General features: G+C 54.2%; 30 protein-coding genes. 18 read left to right on the top strand and 12 right to left on the bottom strand.

The window, feature by feature from the left end; all coding sequences use genetic code 11:
- The first annotated feature begins 169 nt into the window (after positions 1–169).
- On the top strand, positions 170–1,792 hold the full coding sequence (locus ABGB15_RS19040) for an isovaleryl-CoA dehydrogenase (protein WP_215723684.1): 1,623 nt from the start codon (positions 170–172) through the stop codon (positions 1,790–1,792).
- 74 nt (positions 1,793–1,866) lie between these two features.
- Here the strand turns inward: ABGB15_RS19040 and yjfN are convergent, their stop codons facing one another.
- Together yjfN and bsmA are read right to left on the bottom strand one after the other, a co-directional pair.
- Positions 1,867–2,142 (bottom strand): DUF1471 family protease activator YjfN, encoded by a 276-nt coding sequence (gene yjfN / locus ABGB15_RS19035; RefSeq protein WP_152083206.1) that lies wholly within the window; start codon positions 2,140–2,142, stop codon positions 1,867–1,869.
- Positions 2,143–2,289: 147 nt separating this feature from the next.
- Complete coding sequence (gene bsmA / locus ABGB15_RS19030) at positions 2,290–2,619, bottom strand: biofilm peroxide resistance protein BsmA (protein ID WP_152083207.1); 330 nt, start codon at positions 2,617–2,619, stop codon at positions 2,290–2,292.
- A gap of 137 nt (positions 2,620–2,756) precedes the next feature.
- Between bsmA and yjfP the strand changes: the two genes are divergently transcribed.
- Positions 2,757–3,479, top strand: a complete 723-nt coding sequence (yjfP, locus tag ABGB15_RS19025; RefSeq protein WP_215723685.1) for an esterase — start codon at positions 2,757–2,759, stop codon at positions 3,477–3,479.
- On the opposite strand, the gene ulaR is transcribed toward yjfP, so the two are convergent.
- Together ulaR and ulaG are read right to left on the bottom strand one after the other, a co-directional pair.
- The gene (gene ulaR, locus ABGB15_RS19020) at positions 3,476–4,231 is read right to left on the bottom strand and encodes an HTH-type transcriptional regulator UlaR (protein ID WP_152083209.1); all 756 of its coding nucleotides are present in this window, start codon (positions 4,229–4,231) and stop codon (positions 3,476–3,478) included. The genes yjfP and ulaR overlap by 4 nt on opposite strands.
- Positions 4,232–4,341: 110 nt before the next feature.
- Entirely contained in the window at positions 4,342–5,406 is a 1,065-nt protein-coding gene (gene ulaG / locus ABGB15_RS19015) for an L-ascorbate 6-phosphate lactonase (protein WP_215723686.1), read from the bottom strand.
- A gap of 359 nt (positions 5,407–5,765) precedes the next feature.
- Here ulaG and ulaA point away from each other — a divergent pair, with 359 nt between their 5' ends.
- Genes ulaA through ABGB15_RS18985 form a run of 6 tightly spaced genes read left to right on the top strand, consistent with a single transcriptional unit; the run spans position 5,766 to position 10,173 of the window.
- Positions 5,766–7,166: a PTS ascorbate transporter subunit IIC gene (gene ulaA, locus ABGB15_RS19010; protein WP_152083211.1), complete on the top strand. Its 1,401-nt coding sequence runs from the start codon at positions 5,766–5,768 to the stop codon at positions 7,164–7,166.
- A 12-nt stretch (positions 7,167–7,178) separates the two neighbouring features.
- Positions 7,179–7,484, top strand: coding sequence for a PTS ascorbate transporter subunit IIB (gene ulaB, locus ABGB15_RS19005; protein ID WP_108476136.1), 306 nt, complete (start codon positions 7,179–7,181; stop codon positions 7,482–7,484).
- A gap of 9 nt (positions 7,485–7,493) precedes the next feature.
- Positions 7,494–7,961, top strand: coding sequence for a PTS ascorbate transporter subunit IIA (gene ulaC / locus ABGB15_RS19000; RefSeq protein WP_013095304.1), 468 nt, complete (start codon positions 7,494–7,496; stop codon positions 7,959–7,961).
- Between the two features lie 12 nt (positions 7,962–7,973).
- Complete coding sequence (gene ulaD / locus ABGB15_RS18995; protein WP_008502901.1) at positions 7,974–8,624, top strand: 3-keto-L-gulonate-6-phosphate decarboxylase UlaD; 651 nt, start codon at positions 7,974–7,976, stop codon at positions 8,622–8,624.
- 9 nt (positions 8,625–8,633) lie between these two features.
- Positions 8,634–9,494, top strand: a complete 861-nt coding sequence (locus tag ABGB15_RS18990; protein ID WP_215723687.1) for an L-ribulose-5-phosphate 3-epimerase — start codon at positions 8,634–8,636, stop codon at positions 9,492–9,494.
- Positions 9,487–10,173 carry an L-ribulose-5-phosphate 4-epimerase gene (locus tag ABGB15_RS18985; RefSeq protein ID WP_215723688.1) on the top strand — a complete coding sequence of 229 codons (687 nt, stop codon included), beginning with the start codon at positions 9,487–9,489 and terminating at the stop codon, positions 10,171–10,173. The genes ABGB15_RS18990 and ABGB15_RS18985 overlap by 8 nt, the downstream gene beginning before the upstream one ends.
- Before the next feature lie 137 nt (positions 10,174–10,310).
- Here the strand turns inward: ABGB15_RS18985 and yjfY are convergent, their stop codons facing one another.
- Positions 10,311–10,586, bottom strand: a complete 276-nt coding sequence (gene yjfY, locus ABGB15_RS18980) for a DUF1471 family protein YjfY (protein ID WP_152083214.1) — start codon at positions 10,584–10,586, stop codon at positions 10,311–10,313.
- Positions 10,587–10,929: 343 nt separating this feature from the next.
- Between yjfY and rpsF the strand changes: the two genes are divergently transcribed.
- The 5 genes from rpsF to ABGB15_RS18955 all read left to right on the top strand — a co-directional run bounded on the left by rpsF (position 10,930) and on the right by ABGB15_RS18955 (position 13,451).
- A complete protein-coding gene (gene rpsF / locus ABGB15_RS18975; RefSeq protein WP_152083215.1) occupies positions 10,930–11,325 on the top strand; it encodes a 30S ribosomal protein S6 in 396 nt (131 codons plus the stop codon).
- Between the two features lie 6 nt (positions 11,326–11,331).
- Positions 11,332–11,646 carry a primosomal replication protein N gene (gene priB / locus ABGB15_RS18970; protein WP_152083216.1) on the top strand — a complete coding sequence of 105 codons (315 nt, stop codon included), beginning with the start codon at positions 11,332–11,334 and terminating at the stop codon, positions 11,644–11,646.
- 4 nt (positions 11,647–11,650) lie between these two features.
- Positions 11,651–11,878: a 30S ribosomal protein S18 gene (rpsR, locus tag ABGB15_RS18965; RefSeq protein ID WP_000135199.1), complete on the top strand. Its 228-nt coding sequence runs from the start codon at positions 11,651–11,653 to the stop codon at positions 11,876–11,878.
- 41 nt (positions 11,879–11,919) lie between these two features.
- A complete protein-coding gene (gene rplI, locus ABGB15_RS18960) occupies positions 11,920–12,369 on the top strand; it encodes a 50S ribosomal protein L9 (RefSeq protein ID WP_006810372.1) in 450 nt (149 codons plus the stop codon).
- 152 nt (positions 12,370–12,521) lie between these two features.
- Complete coding sequence (locus tag ABGB15_RS18955) at positions 12,522–13,451, top strand: DMT family transporter (protein WP_215723689.1); 930 nt, start codon at positions 12,522–12,524, stop codon at positions 13,449–13,451.
- 46 nt (positions 13,452–13,497) lie between these two features.
- Here the strand turns inward: ABGB15_RS18955 and ABGB15_RS18950 are convergent, their stop codons facing one another.
- A complete protein-coding gene (locus tag ABGB15_RS18950) occupies positions 13,498–14,133 on the bottom strand; it encodes an OapA family protein (protein WP_215723690.1) in 636 nt (211 codons plus the stop codon).
- A gap of 233 nt (positions 14,134–14,366) precedes the next feature.
- On the opposite strand from ABGB15_RS18950, the gene fklB reads away from it, so the two are divergent.
- Positions 14,367–14,987, top strand: a complete 621-nt coding sequence (gene fklB, locus ABGB15_RS18945) for an FKBP-type peptidyl-prolyl cis-trans isomerase (protein ID WP_168927638.1) — start codon at positions 14,367–14,369, stop codon at positions 14,985–14,987.
- Positions 14,988–15,298: 311 nt separating this feature from the next.
- On the top strand, positions 15,299–16,711 hold the full coding sequence (cycA, locus tag ABGB15_RS18940; protein WP_215723691.1) for a D-serine/D-alanine/glycine transporter: 1,413 nt from the start codon (positions 15,299–15,301) through the stop codon (positions 16,709–16,711).
- A 53-nt stretch (positions 16,712–16,764) separates the two neighbouring features.
- Here cycA and ytfE read toward each other — a convergent pair whose 3' ends face one another.
- Positions 16,765–17,427, bottom strand: a complete 663-nt coding sequence (gene ytfE, locus ABGB15_RS18935) for an iron-sulfur cluster repair protein YtfE (protein ID WP_152083221.1) — start codon at positions 17,425–17,427, stop codon at positions 16,765–16,767.
- 245 nt (positions 17,428–17,672) lie between these two features.
- On the opposite strand from ytfE, the gene ABGB15_RS18930 reads away from it, so the two are divergent.
- Positions 17,673–19,322, top strand: a complete 1,650-nt coding sequence (locus ABGB15_RS18930; protein ID WP_215723692.1) for a methyl-accepting chemotaxis protein — start codon at positions 17,673–17,675, stop codon at positions 19,320–19,322.
- Between the two features lie 89 nt (positions 19,323–19,411).
- On the opposite strand, the gene ABGB15_RS18925 is transcribed toward ABGB15_RS18930, so the two are convergent.
- The 3 genes from ABGB15_RS18925 to ABGB15_RS18915 all read right to left on the bottom strand — a co-directional run bounded on the left by ABGB15_RS18925 (position 19,412) and on the right by ABGB15_RS18915 (position 22,207).
- Positions 19,412–20,377, bottom strand: a complete 966-nt coding sequence (locus ABGB15_RS18925) for a DMT family transporter (RefSeq protein WP_215723713.1) — start codon at positions 20,375–20,377, stop codon at positions 19,412–19,414.
- 75 nt (positions 20,378–20,452) lie between these two features.
- Complete coding sequence (locus ABGB15_RS18920; RefSeq protein ID WP_215723693.1) at positions 20,453–21,277, bottom strand: AraC family transcriptional regulator; 825 nt, start codon at positions 21,275–21,277, stop codon at positions 20,453–20,455.
- 81 nt (positions 21,278–21,358) lie between these two features.
- Positions 21,359–22,207: an SDR family oxidoreductase gene (locus ABGB15_RS18915; RefSeq protein WP_215723694.1), complete on the bottom strand. Its 849-nt coding sequence runs from the start codon at positions 22,205–22,207 to the stop codon at positions 21,359–21,361.
- 84 nt (positions 22,208–22,291) lie between these two features.
- On the opposite strand from ABGB15_RS18915, the gene ABGB15_RS18910 reads away from it, so the two are divergent.
- Entirely contained in the window at positions 22,292–22,678 is a 387-nt protein-coding gene (locus ABGB15_RS18910) for a helix-turn-helix domain-containing protein (protein WP_215723695.1), read from the top strand.
- Between the two features lie 91 nt (positions 22,679–22,769).
- On the opposite strand, the gene ABGB15_RS18905 is transcribed toward ABGB15_RS18910, so the two are convergent.
- Positions 22,770–24,713, bottom strand: coding sequence for a bifunctional 2',3'-cyclic-nucleotide 2'-phosphodiesterase/3'-nucleotidase (locus tag ABGB15_RS18905; protein ID WP_215723696.1), 1,944 nt, complete (start codon positions 24,711–24,713; stop codon positions 22,770–22,772).
- A gap of 190 nt (positions 24,714–24,903) precedes the next feature.
- On the opposite strand from ABGB15_RS18905, the gene cysQ reads away from it, so the two are divergent.
- Complete coding sequence (gene cysQ / locus ABGB15_RS18900) at positions 24,904–25,644, top strand: 3'(2'),5'-bisphosphate nucleotidase CysQ (protein ID WP_152083227.1); 741 nt, start codon at positions 24,904–24,906, stop codon at positions 25,642–25,644.
- On the opposite strand, the gene ABGB15_RS18895 is transcribed toward cysQ, so the two are convergent.
- Positions 25,638–26,195, bottom strand: a complete 558-nt coding sequence (locus tag ABGB15_RS18895; RefSeq protein WP_152083228.1) for a YtfJ family protein — start codon at positions 26,193–26,195, stop codon at positions 25,638–25,640. The genes cysQ and ABGB15_RS18895 overlap by 7 nt on opposite strands.
- Positions 26,196–26,442: the final 247 nt, after the last annotated feature.

Below are 26,442 nucleotides of genomic sequence, written 5' to 3'. Positions count from 1 at the left end.
GAATAAATTATTCAATAAAAGAGAGGGTATGAAATAGTTTATTCTTATGTTCTGTGAGCTATTTCACGAATGATTTCAGTGGGATTGCCATCGTGTGACTCCCCTCCCATGCAGCGTGCGCGCGCTCTGTCCATACTTATCGTCATTGCCATTGAAGGAGGGAGACAGCATGCTCTGGCAGACACATACCGTTTTTAATCAACCTGTACCGCTTTCTAACAGCAACCTTTTTCTCTCTGATTGCGCCTTGCGCGATGCGGTTGTCCGCGAAGGTGCGGAGTGGGATACAGACCTTCTTGCCAGTATCGGGCAGCAGTTAGGCACGGCGGAGTCACTGGAACTGGGCAGGCTGGCGAACGTTAACCCGCCGGAGCTGCTACGTTATGATGCCACGGGGGAGAGGCTGGATGACGTCCGGTTTCACCCCGCGTGGCATCTTCTGATGCAGGGGCTTTGCGCCAACCGTGTTCATAATCTGGCGTGGGAAGAGGAGGCGCGCAACGGTTCGTTTGTCGCCAGAGCCGCGCGCTTTGTCCTGCATGCACAGGTGGAGGCGGGTACGCTTTGCCCCATCACCATGACCTTCGCCGCCACTCCACTGCTACAGAAGGCACTTCCCGGAGCATTTCATGACTGGCTGACGCCGCTGATGAGCGATCGCTACGATCCTCATCTCGCGCCGGGCGCACAAAAGCGCGGGCTGCTGATCGGCATGGGAATGACGGAAAAGCAGGGCGGTTCGGATGTACTCAGCAATACCACCCGCGCGGAAAAATGCAGTGACGGCAGCTATCGGCTAGTGGGGCACAAATGGTTTTTCTCCGTGCCGCAAAGCGATGCGCATCTGGTGCTGGCGCAGGCTAAGGGCGGGTTGTCCTGCTTTTTTGTACCGCGCTTTCTGCCTGACGGGCAACGTAATGCCGTGCGTCTGGAGCGCCTGAAAGATAAGCTCGGCAACCGTTCAAATGCCAGCAGTGAAGCGGAATTTCTCGACGCCTCTGGCTGGCTGCTTGGGGAAGAGGGAGAGGGTGTCCGACAAATCCTCAAAATGGGCGGCCTGACGCGCTTCGACTGCGCACTGGGTAGCCACGGCCTGATGCGCCGGGCATTATCGGTAGCGCTTTACCATGCCCATCAGCGGCAGACATTCGGGAAAAACCTTATCGACCAGCCACTAATGCGCGAGGTGCTAAGCCGCATGGCGCTGGTGCTGGAGGGGCAAACGGCGCTGCTGTTCCGCCTTGCGCGTGCATGGGATAAGCGCGAGGACGTGCATGAAGCTCTCTGGGCGCGGCTTTTCACCCCGGCCGCGAAATACAGCGTGTGCAAGGCGGGTATTCCATTTGTCGCAGAGGCGATGGAAGTTCTGGGTGGCGTTGGATACTGCGAGGAGAGTGAGCTTCCCCGTTTGTACCGGGAAATGCCCGTGAACAGCATCTGGGAAGGATCGGGGAATATTATGTGCCTGGATGTTCTGCGGGTGCTGGCGAAGCAGCCTGGCACGCTCGACCTGCTCACCGAAGAGTTCGCCCAGGTAAAAGGCCAGGATCGGCATTTTGATCGTAGCTGGCGGCAGTTGCAACAGAAGCTGCGTAAGCCGCAGGAGGCGCAGGGCAGGGAGATCACCCGGCAGCTCTTTTTACTGGGGACCGGAAGTCAGATGTTACGGCACGCATCACCACCAGTGGCGCAGGCGTGGTGCCGCATGATGCTGGATACCCGTGGCGGAACGCTGATGAGTGAACAGGTGCAAAACGATCTGCTGCTGCGCGCCACGGGCAGAGTAGGTTAGCCGTTTAACTGAAACAGGCCCACCCGTGTGTGCTGAGAAAAGCCACTAAAATCAGTGGCTTTTATACTGAAGAATTATGCATACAGAATGGCCTGTACCCGCCAGTGATCGACATGGTTATCTTCCTGCATCTGGATGATGCGATACCAGGAAGCGCCTTGCTCATCGGCCTTTAATGCAACGACACGCTCAACGTCTTGCGGGCTCCCCGTAATGTTATTGACGGAGATCTGGCCAATTTCATTCAGGCCAGTGACACAATCAGCACTGGCGAATTCAGCTGACTGCGCGGTTGTACTCACCAGGCCTGCTGAGAGTAACAGAGAGGTCAAAGCAAGAGTTCGTTTCATCGTCAGCTCCATTTCACATGTCTCCGGTATCCGCCGGGCAATCCTTCGCGAATAAACTCACTTCCCTTGTTGCTGGCATGGAGTTTATTGTGGACAGGAAAATGTCTATGGACGCAAAGCAGTGTAAATGTCGTTCAAATGATTAACTTACTTACGGTACAAAATTGCCTGTGAATACCATTGTCCCGTAATGATGGTTTCATCAATCATGATAATGACGTAATAATCTGCTTTTGCGGCGACAGCTTGTGCTTTGATTGCCTCTTCCGCGTCATCCGGGGAACCGCGAACCATCGCGGAGACGGTGCCCATCCGTTGTAATCCTTCCGTCTGATTACGACGAATTTCCTGCGGGTGATCGGCGACCGGGGGAGCGGGTTGCGGTGTTCCCTGCAAGACGCTACAGCCACTGAGCAGAGAGACCAGCAATAAAGCAGCAAACCTGCGCATAACCATATCTCGTTTCCTGATAGCCATAGTGTAGTTGTCTGTAAATTTAGTTTTGGGGGAATGTTCCCGAAGTGTTATCTGAGGCGTAAATTTCGAATGAAAATATCGCGAAATCGTAACCCAGTTCTCAACATTATGAATCATTCATTAGTAAAGGATCGACCATGATTGAACTTGAAACCCGACGCCTCGGTACGCATGAAATCATACACGCTTTCCCTGCTGGAAAAGATGCACAACCGCTGCCTGTGGTCGTTTTTTATCATGGTTTCACCTCTTCTAAGCTGGTCTACAGCTATTTTGCCGTGGCGCTGGCGCAGGCTGGTTTTCGGGTAGTGATGCCGGATGCGCCCGATCATGGCGCGCGGTTTTCGGGCGATGAACACGCCCGTCTCGGGCAGTTTTGGCAAATTCTGCACGGTAATCTGACCGAGTTCGCCGGGCTGCGTGATGCGCTTTATGAGGCGGGGCTGGTGGCGGATGGACGCCTGGCGGTAGCGGGGGCGTCGATGGGGGGAATGACGGCTCTGGGGATAATGGCCCGCCACCCCGAAGTGCGATCCGTAGCCTGTCTGATGGGGTCAGGTTATTTTTCCTCCCTGTCGCAGACGCTGTTCCCGCCTCAGGAACCGAAGGATATTGACGCGGTGCTGGCTGAGTGGGACATCACTCACGCGTTACCGCATCTGGCCAACCGCCCGCTCCTGCTGTGGCATGGAGAAGCGGACGATGTGGTCCCGGCAGTCGAAACTTTCCGTCTGCAGCAGGCGCTACAGCATGAAGGCCTGGATGGTAATCTTACCTGCCTGTGGGAAGCGGGTGTCCGGCACCGCATTACACCAACGGCGCTGGAGGCTACCGTCGAGTTTTTCCGTCAGCATCTTTAAACACGCAGCACCGTGACGCCCTGATCTTCCAGTTTCCGGAGGATCTCCGGGTTGGCATTTTTACCGGTGATCACCATGCTGATTTGTTCAGCGCGGCTGAACAGCATGCCAGCGCGTTCGCCGACTTTGCTGCTGTCGACCAGTACCACCAGCTTGCCTACGACGTTAAGCATATTTTGCTCCGCCATTGCGGTAAGCATATCGGTTTTATACAGGCCGTCAGCGGTCAGACCTTTGCCGCTGGTAAACATCCAGTGCCCCGCGTAAAGGCTGTTTTCGCTGTCCTGCGGGCTCAGGGTGATGGACTGGCTTTTATTGTACTGCCCTCCCATGATCACCACGCTTTCATGCTCCTGGTCGATAAGATAGTTGGCCAGCGGCAGATAATTGGTGATGATTTGCACCGGCTTTCCGCACATCTCCCGGCCCAGCAGAAATGCCGTGGAGCCGCAGTTGATTACCACGCTTTCACCGGGGTTAACCAGTTGCGAAGCGGCTCTGGCGATCCGCACTTTTTCATCGTGATTCTGTGCCTGATGAATGTTCATTGGCGTCCAGCGGGGGCGCTGTTGGCTGATGGCTTCCGCGCCGTTGCGAACTTTTTTGAGCTTACCGCTTTCGTCCAGCTTGTTGATATCACGCCGCGCTGTTGCTGGGGAAATCCCTAAACGTTCTATCACTTTCTCAACGGTGATAAACCCTGTTTGCGCCAGGAGTTCCAGTAATATTTGATGCCGTTGCGCTTCCGTCATGAGCTATTCCGATAAGAATTGATTTGAAAAGATGATATTTGAAATAGCATGAAATTACTAAGATAAATATGGCATCGCCAGGCGTAAGGCCTGGCGACTGAAGGGCACAATTACAGGAATGACTTGAACGGCAGGTCCGGTTCAATGGTGAAGCAATCATCGAAGCCACGCGGATAGTGGTACTCGAGATTGTCTTTATCCAGCGGCCAGGTGAACTTACCGCCGACCTGCCAGATGAATGGCTTGAAACCATACTTCAGACGGTCTTTTTTCATCTCCCACAGGACGCGAATTTCCTGTGGATCGGCCTGGAAGTTTGACCAGATATCGTGGTGGAACGGAATCACCACTTTGGTGTTCAGCGCTTCCGCCATACGCAGCATATCGGCGCTGGTCATTTTGTCGGTAATGCCGCGCGGGTTCTCACCGTATGAGCCCAGCGCCACGTCGATCTGATGCTCGTTACCGTGCTTCGCATAGTAGTTAGAGTAGTGAGAATCACCACTGTGATACAGAGAGCCGCCAGGCGTTTTGAACAGGTAGTTCACCGCACGTTCATCCATCCCGTCTGGCAGCACGCCTGCAGCTTTCTGATCGGCTGGCAGGGTGATGAGTGCGGTACGGTCAAAGGCATCGAGCGCATGGATTTCAATGTCTTTGATTTTCACCACATCGCCTGGTTTCATCACGATGCAGCGCTCTTTTGGTACGCCCCAGCCGATCCATAAATCCACACAGGTTTGTGGGCCGATGAACGGAACGTTATCAGGGCAGTTTTGCATGACTGCGGCCGCCACGTTCACATCGATGTGATCGTTATGATCGTGAGTAGACAGCACGGCATCAATCTGACGAATAGCAAACGGATCAAGGACAAATGGCGTGGTGCGCAGGTTTGGCTGGAGCTTTTCCACGCCCGCCATGCGCTGCATCTGATGCCCTTTTTTCATCAGCGGATTACCGTGACTCTGTTTGCCTGTGCCGCACCAGAAATCAACGCAAATATTTGCGCCACCCTCAGATTTCAGCCAGATCCCTGTGCAGCCGAGCCACCACATTGCAAAGGTGCCAGGAGCAACCTGTTCCTGCTCAATCTCTTCGTTCAGCCAGCTACCCCATTCCGGGAAGGTGCTCAGAATCCATGATTCACGGGTGATGGTATTCACTTTACTCATCGTTTGACTCCTGGTTTTAATCAAAAATAATCATATGGTGATTTGTTGTGATTAATGCTGGCACTCTTTGAACAGGTTTGCAACGGCTAAATTGCGGAATTTTACCTTTGTCACATCACAGATAATCCGTTTTTATCTTGTTAATATATCGCTTATAAATGATTAATTGTATGAATTATAAGACTTAATTTGTTTTTTTAAATCGGTAGTGAAAATCATTACTAACAACATGGAAATAAATTGCGTGATGCGTCACAAATAATCAAATGCAATCTTGTGGTGATTATTTGTGATTACTAGAGTGATGACACCAACCACACAGGGATTGCCCCTCGTGTTCTCATTTTCTGGAGAGAGTTATGGAGATCCTCTACAACGTCTTTACCGTGTTCTTTAATCAGGTAATGACTAACGCCCCGCTGTTGCTGGGTATCGTGACGTGCCTGGGCTATATCCTTCTGCGTAAAAGCGTCAGCGTCATTATCAAAGGCACCATTAAAACCATTATCGGTTTCATGCTGTTGCAGGCGGGGTCTGGCATTCTGACCGGCACGTTTAAGCCCGTCGTGGCTAAGATGTCGGAAGTGTATGGCATTAACGGTGCCATCTCTGATACCTACGCCTCCATGATGGCGACCATCGATCGCATGGGCGACGCTTATAGCTGGGTTGGGTATGCTGTTCTGCTCGCGCTGGCGCTAAACATCATTTACGTTCTGCTGCGCCGGATTACCGGCATCCGCACCATCATGCTGACGGGCCACATTATGTTCCAGCAGGCGGGGCTGATTGCGGTTTCTCTCTATATCTTCGGCTACCCGATGTGGACCACGATCATCTTCACCGCCGTGATGGTGTCGCTCTACTGGGGTATCACCTCCAACATGATGTACAAGCCAACGCAGGAAGTGACAGACGGTTGTGGCTTCTCCATCGGCCACCAGCAGCAGTTTGCCTCCTGGATTGCTTACAAAGTCGCACCGTATCTGGGTAAAAAAGAGGAGAGCGTTGAAGATCTGAAGCTGCCGGGCTGGCTGAACATTTTCCACGACAACATCGTCTCTACGGCGATTGTGATGACTATCTTCTTCGGTGCCATCCTGCTCTCTTTCGGTATTGATGTGGTTCAGGCGATGGCAGGGAAAACCCACTGGACGGTCTATATCCTGCAGACCGGTTTCTCCTTCGCGGTGGCAATCTTCATCATTACTCAGGGCGTGCGTATGTTCGTCGCCGAGCTGTCGGAAGCCTTCAACGGTATCTCCCAGCGCCTGATCCCCGGTGCGGTACTGGCGATTGACTGTGCGGCTATCTATAGCTTTGCGCCAAACGCGGTGGTCTGGGGCTTTATGTGGGGCACCATCGGCCAGCTGATTGCGGTTGGCATCCTGGTGGGCTGCGGCTCGTCCATCCTGATCATTCCAGGCTTCATCCCGATGTTCTTCTCCAACGCCACCATCGGCGTATTCGCTAACCACTTCGGCGGCTGGCGCGCGGCGCTCAAGATCTGCCTGGTGATGGGCATGATTGAAATCTTCGGTTGCGTGTGGGCCGTCAAGCTCACCGGTATGAGCGCCTGGATGGGGATGGCGGACTGGTCAATTCTGGCACCGCCGATGATGCAGGGCTTTGCCTCTGTCGGTCTGGTCTTTATGACCGTCATCATCCTGATTGCTCTGGTTTATATGTTCTTCGCTGGCCGTTCTCTGCGAGCTGAAGAAGATGCGGAAAAACAAACAGCAGAAGTTTCTGCTCACTAAGGAGTTTCGATTATGACCGTACGTATCCTGGCTGTGTGTGGCAATGGGCAAGGTAGCTCCATGATCATGAAGATGAAAGTGGATCAGTTTTTAACCCAGTCAAACATTGACCACACGGTGAACAGCTGCGCGGTGGGTGAATACAAAAGTGAACTGAACGGTGCAGACATCATTATCGCCTCTACCCATATCGCAGGTGAGATCAGCGTGACGGGCAATAAATATGTGGTGGGTGTACGCAACATGCTGTCACCGGCGGATTTTGGGCCAAAACTGCTGGAAGTGATCAAAGAGCACTTCCCACAAGACGTGAAGTAAGGACGCTGTATGAAACTACGTGATTCGCTGGCAGAGAATAATTCCATTCTTTTACAGGCGGAAGCCAGCACCTGGCAGGAAGCGGTAAAACTGAGCGTGGATTTGCTGGTTAAGGCTGACGTCGTCGAGCCGCGCTATTACCAGGCCATTCTGGATGGCGTTGCGCAGCACGGCCCCTATTTTGTGATTGCACCGGGTCTGGCGATGCCGCATGGCCGCCCGGAAGAGGGCGTCAAAAAAACCGGCTTTGCCCTCGTGACGCTGAAAACGCCGCTGGTGTTTAACCATGAAGATAACGACCCGGTCGATATTCTGATCACCATGGCGGCCGTCGATGCCAATACCCATCAGGAAGTCGGCATCATGCAGATCGTGAATCTGTTTGATGACGAAGCCAACTTTGACCGTTTACGCGCCTGCCGCACCGAGCAGGAAGTGCTGGATTTAATTGATAACGCCACTGCGGCGGCCGTTTAAGAGGAATTGAAAATGTCATTACCAATGTTGCAGGTCGCGCTGGATAACCAGACGCTGTCTCACGCTTATGAAACCACCCGTCTGATTGCGGAAGAGGTGGATATCATCGAAGTTGGCACTATCCTGTGCGTGGGTGAAGGTGTTCGTGCTGTTCGTGACCTGAAGGCGCTCTATCCGCATAAAATCGTGCTGGCCGATGCCAAAATTGCCGACGCGGGCAAAATCCTCTCTCGCATGTGTTTTGAAGCTAACGCGGACTGGGTCACCGTGATCTGCTGTGCAGATATCAACACCGCGAAAGGCGCGCTGGACGTGGCAAAAGAGTTCAACGGCGACGTGCAGATTGAGCTGACCGGCTTCTGGACCTGGGAGCAGGCGCAGGAGTGGCGCGATGCGGGTATCCAGCAGGTGGTTTATCACCGTAGCCGTGATGCGCAGGCCGCAGGTGTGGCGTGGGGTGAAGCGGATATCAGCGCGATTAAACGTCTGGCCGATATGGGCTTTAAAGTGACCGTTACCGGTGGCCTGGCGCTGGAAGATCTGCCGCTGTTCAAGGGGATTCCGATTCACGTGTTTATCGCCGGTCGTAGCATCCGTGATGCCGCCTCTCCGGTGGAAGCGGCGCGTCAGTTCAAACGCTCAATCGCTCAGCTTTGGGGCTAAGGAGCGGGTATGTTGTCTAAACAGGTCCCGCTTGGCATCTATGAAAAGGCACTCCCTGTGGGGGAGTGCTGGCTGGAGCGGTTGCAACTGGCAAAAGAGCTGGGTTTCGATTTTGTCGAAATGTCAGTGGATGAGACAGACGAACGCCTCTCCCGCCTCGACTGGAGCCGCGAACAGCGTCTGGCGCTGGTCAATGCCATCGCTGAAACCGGCGTGCGCGTGCCGTCCATGTGCCTGAGCGCCCATCGTCGTTTCCCTCTCGGGAGTGAAGATGATGCCGTGCGCGCCGAGGGGCTGGAAATCATGCGTAAAGCCATTCGTTTTGCGCAGGATGTCGGTATCCGTGTGATCCAGCTTGCGGGTTACGACGTCTACTATCAGGAAGCTAACGACGAAACGCGACGCCGTTTTCGTGACGGCCTGAAAGAGAGCGTCGAAATGGCAAGCCGTGCGCAGGTGACGCTGGCGATGGAGATCATGGATTACCCGTTGATGAACTCCATCAGCAAGGCGCTGGGGTATGCTCACTACCTGAATAATCCGTGGTTCCAGCTTTATCCGGATATCGGCAATTTGTCGGCGTGGGATAATGACGTACAGATGGAACTGCAGGCGGGCATGGGGCATATCGTGGCGGTACACGTCAAAGATACCCGTCCTGGCGTATTCAAGAATGTTCCGTTCGGCACCGGGGTGGTGGATTTCGAACGGTGCTTCGAGACCCTCAAACAGACCGGCTATTGCGGGCCTTATCTGATTGAGATGTGGAGCGAAACGTCGGACGACCCGGCTGCGGAAGTGGCAAAAGCACGCGACTGGGTGCGCGAGCGTATGGCACGGGCAGGCTTACTGGAGGCTGAACATGCGTAAGCTCAAACAGCAGGTCTTTGAGGCCAATATGGATCTGCCGCGCTATGGCCTGGTGACCTTCACCTGGGGCAACGTGAGTGCTATCGATCGCGTGCAGGGGCTGATCGTGATTAAGCCAAGTGGTGTGGCCTATGACACCATGAAAGCTGACGATATGGTGGTGGTGGATCTCGATGGCAACGTCGTCGAAGGGAAGTGGCGTCCTTCTTCGGATACCGCGACTCACCTGGCGCTCTATCGGCGTTATCCTTCACTCGGCGGTGTTGTTCATACACACTCGACACATGCCACGGCCTGGGCGCAGGCCGGGCTGGCCATTCCGGCGCTCGGGACCACGCATGCGGACTACTTCTTCGGCAATATTCCCTGCACGCGGGCGTTAACGCAGGCTGAAGTTGAAGGCGAGTATGAACTCAATACCGGCAACGTGATTATTGAAACCCTGGGCGAGAGTGAGCCGCTGCATACACCGGGTATTGTGGTGTATCAACACGGTCCGTTTGCATGGGGAAAAGATGCTCATGATGCTGTGCATAACGCGGTGGTCATGGAGGAGGTGGCGAAAATGGCGTGGATTGCTCGCGACATTAACCCGCATCTTCAGGATATTGATGATTACCTGATGAACAAGCATTTCATGCGTAAGCATGGGCCAAATGCCTATTACGGGCAGAAGTGAATAAGTGCTCTGGAATACCGAAACAGTTGTAACCGGTGGTATTTCAGGGCCATTTTCAAAAAAAAGCCCCCGGACAGGGGGCAAGTCAAACTATGGCTATATTTTTCGTTGGCTTTCCTGGTGCTAGCGTTAAAGCGTTATCGGTAAATATCTGCGCTTGCATGCATATTGCCGTTGCTGCCGGGTTCACGCGTTAACATCACGTGATAATATTTTGCACCCTGAGCCTCGGTCTCTTCATTAAGCGCCTGATCTGCTTCACTTTCAGTGGCGAAATTATGATTGATATAGATTACGCCTAAGCTCTGCACATCATCCATATTTCTGGCCTGTCGGCCATCTATCTTAATGGCTGCCATTGCGTTTGCGCTGAGCAAAAGTGCAGCCATAATGGCAATTGCGATTTTTTTCATGATATGCGCTCCACGACTGCGTGCTGTCTGACGGTTGAATGCTCTCCTTTTGGTTTCGGATGGGCTTTGATTAAAGTGTAATCGGTTCTCTGGCGGGGATTGCTGACCATTTCTGATGCTGTTGTTCAAAAAAACAACGCTTCTCAATGTGATTAATTTTAAATCACCCACTTAGACCAGCTTTGCGCTTTGTGCGAATTATTTGTGCGATCAGCTTGAGTTTCCAGGGGCACGCAAGTATTATGACGCGTCAATTTTTCAGCCGCCCTTTAACACGTTCCTTGCCTCCATGGGCCGCGGCTGACCCAGACAGGAGGCTGAATAATCCGTAAGGAGCAATTCGATGCGTCATTACGAAATCGTTTTTATGGTCCATCCTGACCAGAGCGAACAGGTTCCGGGCATGATCGAGCGTTACTCTGCTGCCATCACTGGTGCAGAAGGCAAGATCCACCGTCTGGAAGACTGGGGCCGCCGTCAGCTGGCTTATCCGATCAACAAACTGCACAAAGCACACTACGTTCTGATGAACGTTGAAGCGCCGCAGGAAGTGATCGATGAGCTGGAAACTACCTTCCGCTTCAACGATGCCGTTATCCGCAGCATGGTTATGCGTACCAAAAACGCAGTTACCGAAGCATCTCCGATGGTTAAAGCGAAAGACGAGCGCCGTGAGCGTCGCGATGATTTCGCAAACGAAACCGCAGATGATTCTGATGCTGGGGATTCTGAAGAGTAATTTCTGATGACCAACCGTCTGGCGTTGTCCGGCATTGTATGCAGGGCTCCCCTTCGAAAGGTCAGTCCATCAGGAATTCCGCATTGCCAGTTCGTGCTTGAGCATCGTTCTGTGCAAGAGGAAGCCGGGTTTCACCGGCAGGCGTGGTGCCAAATGCCCGTGATTATTAGCGGACACGAAAACCAGGCCATTACTCACAGTATAACGGTCGGTAGTGCAGTCATGGTTCAGGGGTTCATCTCTTGCCACAAAGCAAAGAATGGTCTGAGCAAAATGGTTCTGCATGCCGAGCAGATTGATTTGATAGATTCTGGAGACTAGCCATATGGCACGTTATTTCCGTCGTCGCAAGTTCTGCCGTTTCACCGCGGAAGGCGTTCAAGAGATCGACTATAAAGATATCGCAACGCTGAAAAACTACATCACCGAAAGCGGTAAGATTGTCCCAAGCCGTATCACCGGTACTCGTGCAAAATATCAGCGTCAGCTGGCTCGCGCTATCAAACGCGCTCGCTACCTGTCTCTGCTGCCGTACACTGATCGTCATCAGTAATCGGGCACGGTCCATTAATACGACTTTAAGAGGATAAGGTAATGCAAGTTATTCTGCTTGATAAAGTAGCAAACCTGGGCAGCCTGGGTGATCAGGTAAACGTTAAAGCGGGCTACGCTCGTAACTTCCTGGTTCCACAGGGTAAAGCTGTTCCGGCTACCAAGAAAAACGTTGAGTTTTTCGAAGCACGTCGTGCTGAACTGGAAGCTAAACTGGCTGACGTTCTGGCGGCTGCTAATGCTCGCGCTGAAGCAATCAACGCACTGGGCACCGTTACCATCGCGTCTAAAGCTGGCGACGAAGGTAAACTGTTCGGTTCCATCGGTACCCGCGATATCGCTGATGCAGTTACTGCAGCAGGCGTTAAAGTGGCTAAGAGCGAAGTTCGCATGCCGAACGGCGTTCTGCGTACCACTGGTGAGCACGAAGTTGACTTCCAGGTTCACAGCGAAGTGTTCGCTAAACTGGTTGTTAACGTTGTAGCTGAGTAATTTTTTACTCTGCTCACGTCGAAGCGCCGGCCTTGTGCCGGCGTTTTGCTTTTTCAGGCTACCAGAAATGGTCGTTTGGGCTTGTATGGTAGCTATTCCTGGCGCATTCTTTGATAATAAATTGAAACGCAATTTTATCTTTGAGATTTGCCATGGATACCGCTCTGCCCACGCCTGTCTTTGCCCGTCGAAATGTGGCCTATGCCTGCGCCACGCTCTGCTGTCTGCTTTGGGGTAGCTCCTACCCGGCCATTAAAAGCGGCTATGAACTCTTCCAGATTGCGACCGATGATATCCCGTCGAAAGTGGTATTTGCCGGATATCGATTCCTGTTTGCCGGTATGTTACTGCTGCTTTTTGCACTGGCGCAGCGTAAGCCCATCGCCAGGCTGACGGCCACACAATTCGGGCAACTCACCATCCTGGGTCTGACCCAGACGGCCATTCAGTACACTTTCTTTTATATCGGGCTGGCCTATACGACCGGCGTTAACGGTTCGATCATGAATGCCACCGGCACGTTCTTCAGCGTGCTGCTGGCGCACTTTATCTACCACAACGACAAGCTCAGCTATAACAAAACGCTCGGCTGTATTCTGGGGTTTGCCGGGGTGATGCTGGTGAACTTCCACAGCGGGTTGAGTGAATTCCACTTTGTCTGGTACGGCGACGGATTTGTCGTGCTGGCGGCCTTTATTCTCTCTGCCGCCACGCTCTACGGGAAACGCATCTCTCAGACAGTCGACCCAATGGTGATGACCGGCTGGCAGCTGGCTATCGGCGGGCTTGTGCTGGTTGTTGGCGGGTACGTAACTGGCGGAACGCTGGAGGTGCACAGCATTACCGCAGTTGCGGTGCTGGGCTATCTGACGCTGCTGTCATCCGTGGCGTTTGCACTATGGAGCGTGCTGCTTAAGGTGAACCGCGTCAGCATGATAGCCCCGTTCAACTTCGTTGTGCCCGTGGCGGGGACGGTGCTTTCCGCCATTTTCCTTGGCGAAAATATTCTGGATATCAAATACGCGATTGCGCTGGTGCTGGTCTGCTCGGGTATCTGGTGGGTGAATAAGCGGAGTGCCTGAGAACAGAAGTGCCGGGTGGCGGCTTCGCCTTACCCGGCCTACGCAATTAACGTGCTCTGATAAAACTGCCGTCCGGCTGGCGGGTAAACAGTACCTGCTGCCCGTTTCCGGTATCGATTGTTAGCCCGGTCACCACGCCGCTGGCGTTCTGCCTGATCTGCACCATCTGACCGTTCTGCAAATTACTGAGCGGTTTTCCTGCGCCTTCAACCTGCGCCATAGCATAGACATCCGTCGCGGGGAGATTGTGGTCGCGGAACAGTTGCGCGAGGGTTTTACCCGGCTCGACTCGGTAAGAGCGCCATTGTTGTTCAATCCCCGTGGGTTGCTGAGCTTGTGGTGCAGGGGTCTGTTCCTGCGGTTGTTCTTCCTGAACGGGTTCAGGTTCAACGGGGGCGACCTGGCCCGGATCGCCGGAAGGGGTGACCAGCTGAGTCTGCATTGGCTGTGAATCTGGCTGCGGCCGTGTTTGCGACTGGATATCCAACTGCGCATCGCGAGTGGCTGGCATCGTGTCGACGTCATCGCCGCCTGAAGGAAGCAGGAAGCCAACGATCACCAGCAGCGCGCCAATAATGATGCCTCTGCGGTGCAGGGGAGGCAGCGGGTCCATAATGCGAAAATTATCCGGCGCATGCCAGATTTTCGCCAGGGTAGGTTTCAGTTCAAATCGGCCGGGCATGGCTCTCCTCCTGCTCCGCGTCTTTTTTTATCCTGTCCTGAGAAGTGTAGTTTGCTAACTGCCTGACGGGCGTAACAAAACCAGCTTTCGTGACATAAATTTGGGAAAATCCTGACTGGCCCTATTGTTTCTGTTTCGTCGCGGTTTGTCACCTTTACTTAAGACAAAGTTTTACCCATAAGGGCATGGCTGATATGCTGCCCGCTACTTTAAATGTGATGGAAGGAAAACCCATGACCACCCCGACTTTTGACACTATCGAAGCGCAGGCAAGCTACGGCATCGGCTTGCAGGTAGGACAGCAACTGAGCGAATCCGGCCTGGAAGGTCTGTTACCGGAAGCGCTGGTGGCGGGTATCGCTGACGCGCTGGCAGGCAATCATCCGGCCGTTCCGGTTGACGTTGTTCACCGTGCGCTGCGTGAAATCCACGAACGTGCTGACGCCGTGCGTCGCGCGCGCTTCGAAGAGATGGCGGCAGAAGGCGTGAAATATCTGGAAGAAAACCGTGAGCGTGAAGGCGTGAACAGCACCGAATCCGGCCTGCAGTTCCGCGTGATCAACCAGGGCGACGGCGCTATCCCGGCCCGCACCGACCACGTTCGCGTTCACTATACTGGTAAACTGATCGACGGTACCGTATTTGACAGCTCCGTTGCACGTGGCGAACCGGCTGAATTCCCGGTTAACGGCGTCATCGCCGGCTGGATCGAAGCCCTGACCCTGATGCCAGTAGGTTCCAAATGGGAGCTGACTATCCCTCAGAATCTGGCCTATGGCGAGCGCGGCGCTGGCGCGTCCATCCCGCCATTCAGCACCCTGGTGTTTGAAGTCGAGCTGCTGGAAATCCTGTAATCGGCTTTTCTTATTTCCTCTCTCCGCCCGGGGAGAGGAAAAGAGTGATAAAACCTATAGTTACGACGGAATCAACATTTTATCTTGCAAACGAAACTGTTGCGTGTATTTTTGTGAGCTGTTTCGCGCTGTATGAGTGATATGACACTCACTTTCAACATATTGTTAACATAATATCCAAATCATAGTATTCATCCCGCCGATTCTTACCTAATATCGATTAGCCCGTACAAGGGACCGTCATTCATTGACGTATTTAAAGGCCAGAAGAGCCTTAACAACACAGACAGGCATAAACAGGAAAATATCACATGGTAGATCAGGTCAAAGTCGCCGCCGCCGCCGAAGAGGCGTCGTCTGAACAGTCGCTACGGCGAAATCTCACAAACCGTCACATTCAGCTTATTGCCATTGGGGGTGCCATCGGTACCGGGCTGTTTATGGGGTCGGGTAAAACCATCAGTCTTGCCGGGCCGTCGATCATCTTCGTTTATATGATCATCGGTTTTATGCTCTTCTTCGTGATGCGTGCAATGGGTGAATTGCTGCTCTCGAATCTCGAATACAAATCTTTTAGCGACTTTGCTTCCGATCTGCTCGGACCCTGGGCGGGCTATTTTACCGGCTGGACCTACTGGTTCTGCTGGGTGGTGACCGGAATGGCCGATGTTGTCGCCATCACGGCCTATGCGCAGTTCTGGTTCCCTGGCCTCTCAGACTGGGTTGCCTCGCTGGCGGTCATTATTCTGCTGCTGAGCCTGAACCTCGCCACCGTTAAAATGTTCGGTGAGATGGAGTTCTGGTTCGCGATGATCAAAATCGTCGCCATCATCGCGCTGATTGTCGTCGGGCTGGTAATGGTGCTGACGCACTTCCAGTCGCCAACCGGCGTGCAGGCGTCGTTTGCCCATCTGTGGAATGACGGCGGCTGGTTCCCGAAAGGCATCAGCGGCTTCTTTGCCGGTTTCCAGATTGCGGTATTTGCGTTTGTGGGTATTGAGCTGGTCGGCACCACGGCGGCGGAAACCAAAGATCCGGAGAAATCCCTGCCGCGCGCCATCAACTCTATTCCGGTACGCATCATCATGTTCTACGTGTTCGCGCTGATCATTATTATGTCCGTGACGCCGTGGAGCTCGGTGGTGCCAAGCAAGAGCCCGTTCGTTGAGCTGTTCGTGCTGGTGGGGCTGCCTGCTGCCGCGAGCCTGATTAACTTCGTGGTGTTAACCTCTGCGGCCTCTTCCGCGAACAGCGGCGTGTTCTCCACCAGCCGTATGCTGTTTGGTCTGGCGCAGGAAGGCGTTGCCCCGAGTGCGTTTGCGAAACTCTCTAAACGTGCGGTACCGGCGAAAGGGCTGACCTTCTCCTGCATCTGCCTGCTGGGCGGTGTGGTGATGCTTTACGTCAACCCAAGCGTGATCGGTGCGTTCACCATGATCACCACGGTCTCTGCGATCCTGTTCATGTTCGTCTGGACCATCATTCTGTGTTCATACCTGGTATATCGCAAACAGCGCCCACACCTGCATGAAAAGTCGATCTACAAGATGCCGCTGGGCAAGTTGATGTGCTGGGTGTGCATGGCGTTCTTCGTGTTCGTGCTGGTTCTGCTGACGCTGGAAGATGACACCCGTCAGGCGCTGATCGTCACGCCGCTGTGGTTCATCGCGCTGGGGCTGGGCTGGCTGTTTATCGGTAAGAAACGTATGGCGGGAATGCGTTAATACGTTTGAAAGAAATGTAGGCCCGGTAAGCGTTAGCGCCACCGGGCTTTTTTTTATTCCCCGGCTAATGCACGCGGGAACAGTACGTTATTCTCAAGACTGATGTGTTCCATCAGGTCGTCGATCATCTCGTTAATGCCGTTGTACATGGCTTTCCAGGTGGTGCACGCTTCTGGCGGCGGTGTGACATTGTTGGTGGTGTGTTTGATCACTTCCAGCAGTTCACCTGCATCGTCATGCTCGCTTTCCATCACGCTAATCGGGCCCATCGCCTGGCTGCCCATTCCCTGTTTGATCATCGGGAAGAGGATCTGCTCTTCTTTCATCATGTGGCTGGAAAGCTCTTCATGCAGCATGGTCAGGTATTTCGCCAGACCGCGCGGTACGGAAGGTTTGTCGGCGTGAACACGCTCAACTTTGGTTGCCTGCAGGATCAGCTCCGGCAGTTGTTCACGGTGACGATCGTGGTAACGCACAATGATGTGGTCGATGATTTCTGCAAGCGGCGCGGTGCGCCAGTCCTTCTCAATGGGCTGCTCGGCCAGCTGTGCCAGCTCTGCTTCGATCACTTCGACATCCAGCTCCTTGCGCGAGGCAGCGCGCGCCAGGGTTTGTTTGCCGCCACAGCAGTAATCCATATCGTATTTACGGAACAACGCAGAAGCGCGAGGGATGGAGAGCGCCAGCTCGCCGAGGGGTTGGTCGCGGAAGGCCATAGCAGTTACCTCATCATCAAAAATATAAGATGCATTTTAAATGCATCTTTAAGTGAAGGCTATAACCCTTTAGTGGCAAGGGTGAAAATACGACGTTGATCACAAAAAATGGGTGGTATTAACGTACTGAATAAATTCAGGAAAGGACTTTAGAAAGTTTTTAAAGGTGGAGAAACAGTAAACAACCCGCCATGCCTGCCGATAGAGACACGTCAGACAATACCTGCATATAAAAAAGGCAACGCATGTTTAAACGTATAAAAGTCATTACTCTCCTGATCTCAGTGCTGCTTGTGCTCGGCCTCATGCAAATGATTTCCGCAGGCATATTCATTAATGCACTCAATAACGACAAAGATAACTTCACCGTTTCTCAGGTTTCCAGCCAAAACGTGGCGGAGTTTACCGACGCCTGGATCAGTCTGAACCAGGCACGCGTGACCCTGAACCGTGGCATGTTGCGCCTGCAAAGCAGCATGGCCTCTCAGATTAACGGCGGACAGCTGAATGAGCTGGTCAACACCGCGAAAAACCTGCTGGCAGACGCACAGGTTCATTACGATAAATACTATGCGCTGCCGGAAACGCCGGGTCTGGATGAGAAGCTGTCGGACCAGTTAGAAGAACAATACCGCCTTTACTCTGCAACGCTGACGCAAATGAACGTTCTGCTGAGCCAGGGCAACCTGGAGGATATGTTCAAACAGAACGCCGAACAGAAACAGACGGCGATGCAAAAGGTCTATCGCGAATGGCGTGAAGCACAGGCCGCGCTCACGAATAAAGGCATTCAGGATAATGAAAGCGACTATAAGCGCATCCTGTGGGTCCTTTCGGCGGTGATGCTTCTGGTGGTTGCGGTGATTATCTCCAGCTGGATCGCGATGCGCCGCGTGCTGTTGCTGCCTCTGGAAGAGGTGATTAACCATATCCGCGCCATTGCGGCAGGCGATTTAACCCAGCCGATTCAGGCAGAGGGAAATAATGAAATGGCGATCCTGGCGCGCAACGTTCAGGAGATGCAAACCTCGCTGGCGAATACGGTGGGCGTGGTACGTGAAGGTGCCGATACCATTTACACCGGTGCAGGCGAGATTTCTGCGGGCAGCAACGATCTCTCTTCCCGCACCGAACAGCAGGCCGCCTCTCTGGAAGAGACCGCAGCCAGCATGGAACAGCTGACTGCAACCGTGAAGCAAAATGCCGATAATGCGCGTCAGGCTTCACGTCTGGCGCTGGACGCCTCCTCAACCGCGAAGAAGGGCGGTAACGTGGTGGAAGGCGTGGTGCGCACCATGGACGAAATCGCCACCAGTTCCAGTAAAATCGCGCAAATTACTAACGTGATCGACGGTATTGCCTTCCAGACCAACATCCTGGCGCTGAACGCGGCGGTGGAAGCGGTGCGTGCAGGTGAACAAGGTCGCGGCTTTGCGGTGGTGGCGGGTGAAGTGCGTACCCTGGCCCAGCGTAGTGCACAGGCGGCGAAAGAGATCAAAGCGCTGATCGATGATTCCGGCGAGCGCGTCAGCGCGGGTTCTCAGCTTGTGAACGAAGCAGGCGAGACGATGGCGGAAATCGTCAATGCGGTCACGCGCGTGACCGATATTATGGGCGAAATTGCATCTGCCTCTGACGAGCAGAGCCGCGGTATTGATCAGGTAGGCCAGGCGGTGGCAGAGATGGATCGCGTGACCCAGCAGAACGCCTCGCTGGTGGAGGAATCTGCGGCGGCAGCGGCAGCGCTGGAAGATCAGGCTGCACGCCTGAACGAAGCGGTGGCGGTGTTCAAAATAACGCGTAATCAGGCGGTCAAAGCGGCACCGGTGAAAACCTATGTGCCAAAAGCGCAGCCCGTAGCGGCGGCGTCAGAAGGGAACTGGGAAACGTTTTAATATCATGCCGGGTGGCGCTGGCGCTTACCCGGCCTACGAAACGGCTACTTGTAGGCCGGGTAAGGCGCAGCCGCCACCCGGCAAAAAAATCACACCTCCGACGCCGGAACGACCCTCGGTTTTTCCGGCTTCGCTCTCACCGCAATCACCACACCAACCACCAGAAGAATGATCCCACAGGCCGTTAACAGCGGCGGCACGCTCTGGCGCATCAGGAAGGTATAAAGCAGCCCGGCCAGCGTCTCAAAGACAATCAACGGCCCCAGGATCACCGTTGGCAGTTTCTGGCTGGCAATGTTCCAGCACAGCGCGCCCACCCACGAGCACAGCACCGCAATGGCCACCATCAAACCAACAAACACCCACGGGCGCGGCCCAAAGGGTAACGCGAACTCCGGTTGCTGCTGGCCTAACCAGATAGTCGCTCCTGCGTAACCCGCAAGAGAAACCGGCAGCGTCACCAGCGCCTGCGCCGTCGCCCACATCATCGGATGTTTATCCGGGTTCTCCCGCAGCCAGCGCGCGTTGCGCAGGGCATACCATGCCCAGCACACCACGGAAATAAACGCCAGCAAGATGCCGGAACCGTAACGCCATAAGCTGAAATCATCCAGCCCGTGGCGCAGCTCGGCAATGTTCACACACACCAGCCCTACGGCGATGCACACCAGTGCAGGAGCCATTTTTGACCACGCCAGCTTGCCGTCACGGTGGCTGTAAAGCAGGTTCGCGAAGACAGGGATCACCACCGGCAATGTACCGATAATCATGGTCGACACCGGCGCGCCCGTGCGCTGAATGGCACTCGCGAGGCAGACGTAATAGATAAGGTTGCCCATCATGGTCAACGCCAGCGCGGTTACCCAGTCCTGGCGGCTAAGCTGACGCAGGCGCGTGCGCCCCAGCCACGCCAGCGGCAGGGCAATCAGCCCCAGCGCCAGGTAACGTCCGGTGGACTGCAGTATTGCCGGGTACTCCGGCACTATCAACGGGCCGACAAAAATCAGCCCCCACATCAAACCTGCAAGCAGGGCATACAACACGCCGCTAATCATTTTTCCATCCACATTGATTTACTCTGCACGCAGTGTAGGAGGGCAAAATGTGTGCGTATTGTATGAGATTGCGCATTAACGCGGCGTAACCTGTTTCTGGTAACGCACCGGCGTAATGCCGTAACGGTGCGTGAAGGCGCGGGTGAGATGGGACTGATCGGTCAATCCGGTGGCGGCAGCCACTTCGGCGGCGGGCATACCGTGGGTGAGGAAGGCTTTGGCGCGCCACAGGCGGATCGCCATCAGCATCTGATGCGGCGTCACATGGAAATGGGCTTTGAACTGGCGCTGGAAATGGTACGGGCTGAGCGAGACGACGTTTGCCAGCTCGTCCAGCGTCAGAGGGTGCATATAGTTGTCATGCAAATACTCGCGCACACGTTCAAAGCGATGTGCGCCTTCTTGCCTCACCGGCGCGTGGCGGGCGAGCGGCTGGAAGGTCTCAATGAGATCCAGCAGTAAGCCTTTTTGCGCCAGCGGGTCGTCCGTATGCCACAGACCGTAAATCAGCCGGCCGATTTGCTGCGAACGCTGCGGGTCGTAGCGAGTGACGTCGCTGAACCACCAGTGACGCAGGCCGGTCATCTCTTCCAGCAGGTCGGGTTCGATGTAGACCATCCGGTAGCGCCAGCCGCCTTCGGTCGCAGATTCACCGGTGTGGATCTCGTCCGGATTCATGGTGACGACGGATTTTTCAGGGGCGAGGTGCTGTGTTCCGCGATAGCGAAAGCGTTCGGCACCGGTTTCAATAGTGCCGATACCGAAGGCTTCGTGGGTGTGGGGCTCAAAGGCGTATTCAGAGATATGTGCGTGATAGAGTTCCAGGCCCGGCAACTGCGCCAGATGGCGAAAGCGTGCGCTGTCTCTCTCATCAATGAACTGTTCCGGTACGCCTTGCACGGTGAGCCTCCTTGTGGGTCATCTCTCCATTATCAGAGATGACCCGAGGGGATGCCACAAAAAATAACCAATTCTTAACAATTACAGGATGGCGTTGACGCTTTCCGCCAGCGGCGTGGTCGGGCGACCAATCAATTTGCTGAGCGTATGGCTGTCATCGAACAGGCCTCCTTTGGACGCACCCGCGTCGGAATCTGCCAGCATATCCGCCAGCCCGGCAGGCAGGCCAACGCCCTTCAGCGCGGCGGCAAAATCGTCTTCGCTGAGGTTCTGATAGGCTACCGGCTTCCCGCTCTGTTTACTGAGTTCTGCTGCCAGCTCGCTCAGCGTCCAGGCATGATCGCCCGCCAGTTCATACACCTTACCTGCGTGCCCCTCTTCAGCAATAACTTTCGCTGCTGCCGCGGCGTAATCCGCACGGGTGGCAGAAGCGATTTTGCCGTCACCCGCCGCGCCAATAAACACACCGTGCTCCAGGGCTGGCGGTGCGCTTGCCAGGTAGTTTTCGGTGTACCAGCCGTTGCGCAGCAGGGCATAAGGTATGCCAGATTCCGCCAGCGCTTTTTCGGTGGCAACGTGCTCAACGTGCAGACCGAGCGGGGATTTATCGGCATGCAGCAGGCTGGTGTAGGCGATGAATTTCACGCCTGCCGTTCTGGCGGCGTGAATCACATTCTGATGCTGCACGGCGCGCTGGCCCACTTCGCTGGAAGAGATCAGCAGCAGCTTATTTACGCCGTTCAGTGCGGTGGTGAATGCCGCCTGGTCGGTATAATCCGCCTGACGAACGACAATACCTTTCTGGTGCAATGCGTCGGCTTTTGCCGGGTTACGCACAATGGCGACAATCTGGTTGGCCGGAACGGTTTTCAGCAGTTCTTCGATAACGTGTTGACCAAGCTGGCCGGTAGCGCCGGTAATCGCGATCATGATGAATCTCCTTCGTGTTTGTCTGGTGTTGTGGCACACTATCACCATCACTAACTTTTAGTAAGTACGTACAAAAAGGTAAGTATGAAAACGACGATACCGACCCTCAGCGAGCAACTGCGCGATGGCAATCTTTTCGCGGAGCAATGCCCTTCACGCGACGTGCTTAAGCATGTCACCAGCCGCTGGGGCGTGCTGATCCTGGTGGCGTTACGTCAGGGTACGCATCGTTTTAGCGATTTGCGCCGCAAGATGGGCGGTGTCAGCGAGAAGATGCTGGCTCAGTCGTTACAGGCGCTGGAACAAGATGGTTTTGTCGATCGCGTTTCGTATCCGGTCGTGCCACCGCACGTGGAGTATAGTCTGACGCCGCTCGGTATGGAGGTGAGCGAGAAAGTGGCCGCGCTGGCGGACTGGATAGAGGTCAATACGCCGCAGGTGCTGGCGAATAGGGATGAGCGGGCGGCCTAAACGCCGGGGGGCGGCTTCGCCTTACCCGGCCTGCGGGTTCGAGGATTTCGGGTAGGCCGGATAAGCGCAGCGCCACCCGGCACAACCACCCCTATTTACTCAAATCCACCTGATAAATCGCGAACCCGATATCGTCGGTCGCGACTTTACTCATTGGATACTGTGCCTTGTCTTTAATAAACGCAGCCGCCTTATCAGACGGTGACGTTTCAAAACGGATATCCAGCTTCGTTTTGCTGTGGATCGGGGCCAGACGCCAGTTGTTATCCACCGCCGGGTGAATTTCGCCCGCCTTTTTCGACTCCGCGCTGATCCACGCTGCCAGCACCGAACGGTTCTCATCCGGTGACGCAAAGGCGATATGGCTATCACCCGTGCCGGCAAACTTACCGCCATACGCGCGGTAGTTATTCGTCACTACAAGGAAGGTGGCATCCGGGTCAATCGCCTTGCCGTTGAAGGTCAGGTTTTTGATACGCTCCGCCTGCGGATTAACGGCCTGGCACTCGCCGTCATATTTCGCTGGCTGCGTGACATCAATCTGATAATCCACGCCGTCGATTACGTCGAAGTTATAGGTGCGGAAACCGTCCCAGTTAATCAGCGACTGTGGCTTACTGCTGTTCGGATCTATCTGGTTAAACTGTCCGGCGGAGCACTCGAGCCACTCTTTCACCTCTTTGCCGGTCGCTTTTACGACTACCAGCGTGTTCGGATAGAGATAAAGATCGGCAGCATTACGGAAGGTCAACTGGCCTTTTTCGACTTCAACGTAGCTTGCCGGGTCATTTTTTCGGCCACCCACTTTGAACGGCGCAGCAGCAGAAAGTATCGGTAATTTTGCCAGATCCGGATCGCCCTGAATGAAATGCTCGGCATAGGCTTTCTGCGCCATGTTGACTACCTGCACGGTCGGGTCATCCTGTACCAGCGCCAGGAAGCTGTACATGTTGTCGGCTGATTTTCCGATCGGCTTGCTGACGAATTCGCGGGTGGCGTCGTGGTCATGCTTCAGCACGTTGACCAGATTTTTATCTTCTTCTGCCAGCGATTTTTTGGCCGCGGCATCGTAAATCGGACGCGCTTCGGCTTTAGACTGGGTAACCTTCCAGCTACCGCCGTCGTTATTCAGCACCAGATCCACCACACCCAGATGGTCGCCCCACATGCCTGGCATCACAGACGGCACGCCGTTAAGTGTCCCTTTTTCGATATCCGCTCCTTTGATGCTGGCGAAATCTTTGCCTGGGAAGACCGCGTGGGCGTGACCAAACAGAATCGCATCCACCCCCGGAACTTCACTCAGATAATAAACCGAGTTCTCCGCCATGACCTGATAAGGATCTGCCGACAGGCCGGAATGGGCAACAACGACAACCAGATCCGCTCCTTTTGCACGCATCTCCGGCACATATTTTCGTGCGGTTTCGGTGATGTCGTTAACGGTGACTTTCCCGCTGAGGTTGGCTTTATCCCACGTCATGATCTGTGGCGGCACAAAACCGATATAGCCAATCTTCAGCGTCTGCGTTTTACCATCCTGATCGACGACCTTGGTCTCTTTAATCAGGTATGGCGTAAATAACGGCTTTTTGGTCTTAACGTCGATAATATTGGCGTTAACGTAAGGGAATTTCGCGCCAGCCAGCGCATCGTGAAGGTATCTCAGGCCGTAGTTAAACTCGTGGTTACCCAGGTTGCCGACGGTATAATCCAGCGTATTCATCGCTTTATACACCGGGTGGATCTCACCTTTTTTCAGCCCCTTCGCGGCCATGTAATCGCCGAGCGGGCTACCCTGGATTAAGTCGCCATTATCCACCAGCACGCTGTTTTTCACTTCACTGCGGGCGGCGTTAATTAAACTTGCTGTGCGTACCAGTCCGAATTTTTCCGTAGGGGTATCTTTGTAGTAATCGAAGTCCATCATGTTACTGTGCAGGTCGGTGGTTTCCAGAATACGGAGATCTACCGTCGCCGCCTGAACGCTTGCCGCAATCAGCGTCGCCAGGAGCGTTGCGCTAAACTTAATCATCTGAGGAGTCCTTTTTTCGATCCAGGCCACAAAAGAATATGTATCTCTTTTTTGTTGCTTACGGGAGTGTGAATCCTGCCAGAAAAAAGTACGCTTAAACCGGAATTGCTTCACAGATAGCGGAATTGTTCACATTACGATATAACTAAAACAATAAGTTATGCCCACTGCGTTAACGAAGAGGTGGAGAATGTTAGATAAGATTTGTCAGCTCGCACGGGATGCGGGTGATGCCATTATGCAAGTGTACGACGGTGCAAAACCAATAGACGTTGTCAGCAAAGCGGACGACTCTCCGGTCACCGCGGCGGATATTGCGGCGCACGGCGTGATCCTGAAAGGGCTACAGGCGCTGACGCCTGATATTCCGGTCCTCTCAGAAGAGGCCCCGCAAAGCTGGGACGAACGCCAGCACTGGCAGCGTTACTGGCTGGTCGATCCGCTGGACGGCACCAAAGAGTTCATCAAGCGTAACGGTGAATTTACCGTGAATATAGCCCTGATTGAAAAAGGGAAAGCGGTACTGGGTGTGGTCTATGCGCCGGTGATGAAAGTGATGTACAGCGCTGCGGAAGGCAAAGCCTGGAAGGAAGAGTGCGGTGTACGTAAGCAGATTCAGGTGCGTGATGCGCGTCCACCGCTGGTGGTTATCAGCCGCTCGCACAGCGACAGCGAACTGCAGGAGTACCTGCAGCAACTGGGCGAGCATCAGACGACGTCAATTGGCTCATCGCTGAAGTTTTGCCTGGTGGCAGAGGGGCAGGCGCAGCTTTATCCGCGCTTTGGGCCAACCAACGTCTGGGATACGGCGGCAGGACACGCCGTTGCCGCTGCCGCCGGTGCGCATGTGCATGACTGGCAGGGGAAGCCGCTTGACTATACCCCGCGCGAATCATTCCTCAATCCTGGCTTCCGGGTGTCGCTCTACTGACTGAGCAGCTTGTGCAGCAGAGCAACCACCTGCTGCACCTCTTCCTGGGTCAATGCCCCGTCTTTTGCCCACTGCACCCGGCCATCTTTATCCAGCACGATAATTGCCGAACTCTCTTCTTCCAGTTGCCAGGCTTTACGCGTCACGCCGTTACTGTCGACAATAAATTGCGACCACGGGTAGAGCTTCTTATTGCTCTCAAGGCTTGAACGGACAAACATACCGGAGCCTGGGATGGCATCGTCGGTGTTAACAATCGTGGTGGTCTGGTAGCGGTCATGTGGGAATTTTGCGGCCTTGATCGCTTCTACCAGGGTTGCATTTTTCTCTTTTGCGGATGTACGACCGGCAATGTGTTGTACAACTCTCACTTTCCCTGCGAGCTGCGCGCTATTCCAGGGTTTATAGCTAAACTTATCATTGTCGAGAATCAATTCTCCCCGGTCAGCAATGCCGACTGGCGGTACACGTTGTCCTTTTTCAATGTTGTGAGCGCAAGCCCACAGGGGCAGCAACAGGCATGCTGCTGCAAGGATGTTACGTAGGGTCATGGTGTTTCCTTATTGTATGCAGGTGATCCGACCACTTGGTCTTACGCTTTTAATCATAAGTGCGATCAATGTGGTTTTCCCGCAATCCCGATGCCAGTTTGCGGGCGAACGCACATATCCATGAAAAAACGACGGCTTATACTGCCCTCCGTCACGGTTTGCAAAGATTATTCTGAATAAGTGTAATCAAACGGTAAATAAACTTATGCACACTGGGTAACTTCGAGGTTCTGGTCTATAGTCATTG

Source organism: Enterobacter sp. MALB-1 (genome assembly GCF_041021625.1).
GTDB classification, from domain to species: domain Bacteria; phylum Pseudomonadota; class Gammaproteobacteria; order Enterobacterales; family Enterobacteriaceae; genus Enterobacter; species Enterobacter oligotrophicus.
This window is presented reverse-complemented; position numbering and strand designations above follow the sequence as displayed.

Excerpts from the sequence above, each read along its gene's own strand:
- ABGB15_RS19040 (WP_215723684.1), top strand. The coding sequence starts at position 170 with ATGCTCTGGCAGACACATACCGTTTTTAATCAACCTGTACCGCTTTCT.
- yjfN (WP_152083206.1), bottom strand. The coding sequence starts at position 2,142 with ATGAAACGAACTCTTGCTTTGACCTCTCTGTTACTCTCAGCAGGCCTG.
- bsmA (WP_152083207.1), bottom strand. The coding sequence starts at position 2,619 with ATGGCTATCAGGAAACGAGATATGGTTATGCGCAGGTTTGCTGCTTTA.
- yjfP (WP_215723685.1), top strand. The coding sequence starts at position 2,757 with ATGATTGAACTTGAAACCCGACGCCTCGGTACGCATGAAATCATACAC.
- ulaR (WP_152083209.1), bottom strand. The coding sequence starts at position 4,231 with ATGACGGAAGCGCAACGGCATCAAATATTACTGGAACTCCTGGCGCAA.
- ulaG (WP_215723686.1), bottom strand. The coding sequence starts at position 5,406 with ATGAGTAAAGTGAATACCATCACCCGTGAATCATGGATTCTGAGCACC.
- ulaA (WP_152083211.1), top strand. The coding sequence starts at position 5,766 with ATGGAGATCCTCTACAACGTCTTTACCGTGTTCTTTAATCAGGTAATG.
- ulaB (WP_108476136.1), top strand. The coding sequence starts at position 7,179 with ATGACCGTACGTATCCTGGCTGTGTGTGGCAATGGGCAAGGTAGCTCC.
- ulaC (WP_013095304.1), top strand. The coding sequence starts at position 7,494 with ATGAAACTACGTGATTCGCTGGCAGAGAATAATTCCATTCTTTTACAG.
- ulaD (WP_008502901.1), top strand. The coding sequence starts at position 7,974 with ATGTCATTACCAATGTTGCAGGTCGCGCTGGATAACCAGACGCTGTCT.
- ABGB15_RS18990 (WP_215723687.1), top strand. The coding sequence starts at position 8,634 with ATGTTGTCTAAACAGGTCCCGCTTGGCATCTATGAAAAGGCACTCCCT.
- ABGB15_RS18985 (WP_215723688.1), top strand. The coding sequence starts at position 9,487 with ATGCGTAAGCTCAAACAGCAGGTCTTTGAGGCCAATATGGATCTGCCG.
- yjfY (WP_152083214.1), bottom strand. The coding sequence starts at position 10,586 with ATGAAAAAAATCGCAATTGCCATTATGGCTGCACTTTTGCTCAGCGCA.
- rpsF (WP_152083215.1), top strand. The coding sequence starts at position 10,930 with ATGCGTCATTACGAAATCGTTTTTATGGTCCATCCTGACCAGAGCGAA.
- priB (WP_152083216.1), top strand. The coding sequence starts at position 11,332 with ATGACCAACCGTCTGGCGTTGTCCGGCATTGTATGCAGGGCTCCCCTT.
- rpsR (WP_000135199.1), top strand. The coding sequence starts at position 11,651 with ATGGCACGTTATTTCCGTCGTCGCAAGTTCTGCCGTTTCACCGCGGAA.
- rplI (WP_006810372.1), top strand. The coding sequence starts at position 11,920 with ATGCAAGTTATTCTGCTTGATAAAGTAGCAAACCTGGGCAGCCTGGGT.
- ABGB15_RS18955 (WP_215723689.1), top strand. The coding sequence starts at position 12,522 with ATGGATACCGCTCTGCCCACGCCTGTCTTTGCCCGTCGAAATGTGGCC.
- ABGB15_RS18950 (WP_215723690.1), bottom strand. The coding sequence starts at position 14,133 with ATGCCCGGCCGATTTGAACTGAAACCTACCCTGGCGAAAATCTGGCAT.
- fklB (WP_168927638.1), top strand. The coding sequence starts at position 14,367 with ATGACCACCCCGACTTTTGACACTATCGAAGCGCAGGCAAGCTACGGC.
- cycA (WP_215723691.1), top strand. The coding sequence starts at position 15,299 with ATGGTAGATCAGGTCAAAGTCGCCGCCGCCGCCGAAGAGGCGTCGTCT.
- ytfE (WP_152083221.1), bottom strand. The coding sequence starts at position 17,427 with ATGGCCTTCCGCGACCAACCCCTCGGCGAGCTGGCGCTCTCCATCCCT.
- ABGB15_RS18930 (WP_215723692.1), top strand. The coding sequence starts at position 17,673 with ATGTTTAAACGTATAAAAGTCATTACTCTCCTGATCTCAGTGCTGCTT.
- ABGB15_RS18925 (WP_215723713.1), bottom strand. The coding sequence starts at position 20,377 with ATGATTAGCGGCGTGTTGTATGCCCTGCTTGCAGGTTTGATGTGGGGG.
- ABGB15_RS18915 (WP_215723694.1), bottom strand. The coding sequence starts at position 22,207 with ATGATCGCGATTACCGGCGCTACCGGCCAGCTTGGTCAACACGTTATC.
- ABGB15_RS18910 (WP_215723695.1), top strand. The coding sequence starts at position 22,292 with ATGAAAACGACGATACCGACCCTCAGCGAGCAACTGCGCGATGGCAAT.
- ABGB15_RS18905 (WP_215723696.1), bottom strand. The coding sequence starts at position 24,713 with ATGATTAAGTTTAGCGCAACGCTCCTGGCGACGCTGATTGCGGCAAGC.
- cysQ (WP_152083227.1), top strand. The coding sequence starts at position 24,904 with ATGTTAGATAAGATTTGTCAGCTCGCACGGGATGCGGGTGATGCCATT.
- ABGB15_RS18895 (WP_152083228.1), bottom strand. The coding sequence starts at position 26,195 with ATGACCCTACGTAACATCCTTGCAGCAGCATGCCTGTTGCTGCCCCTG.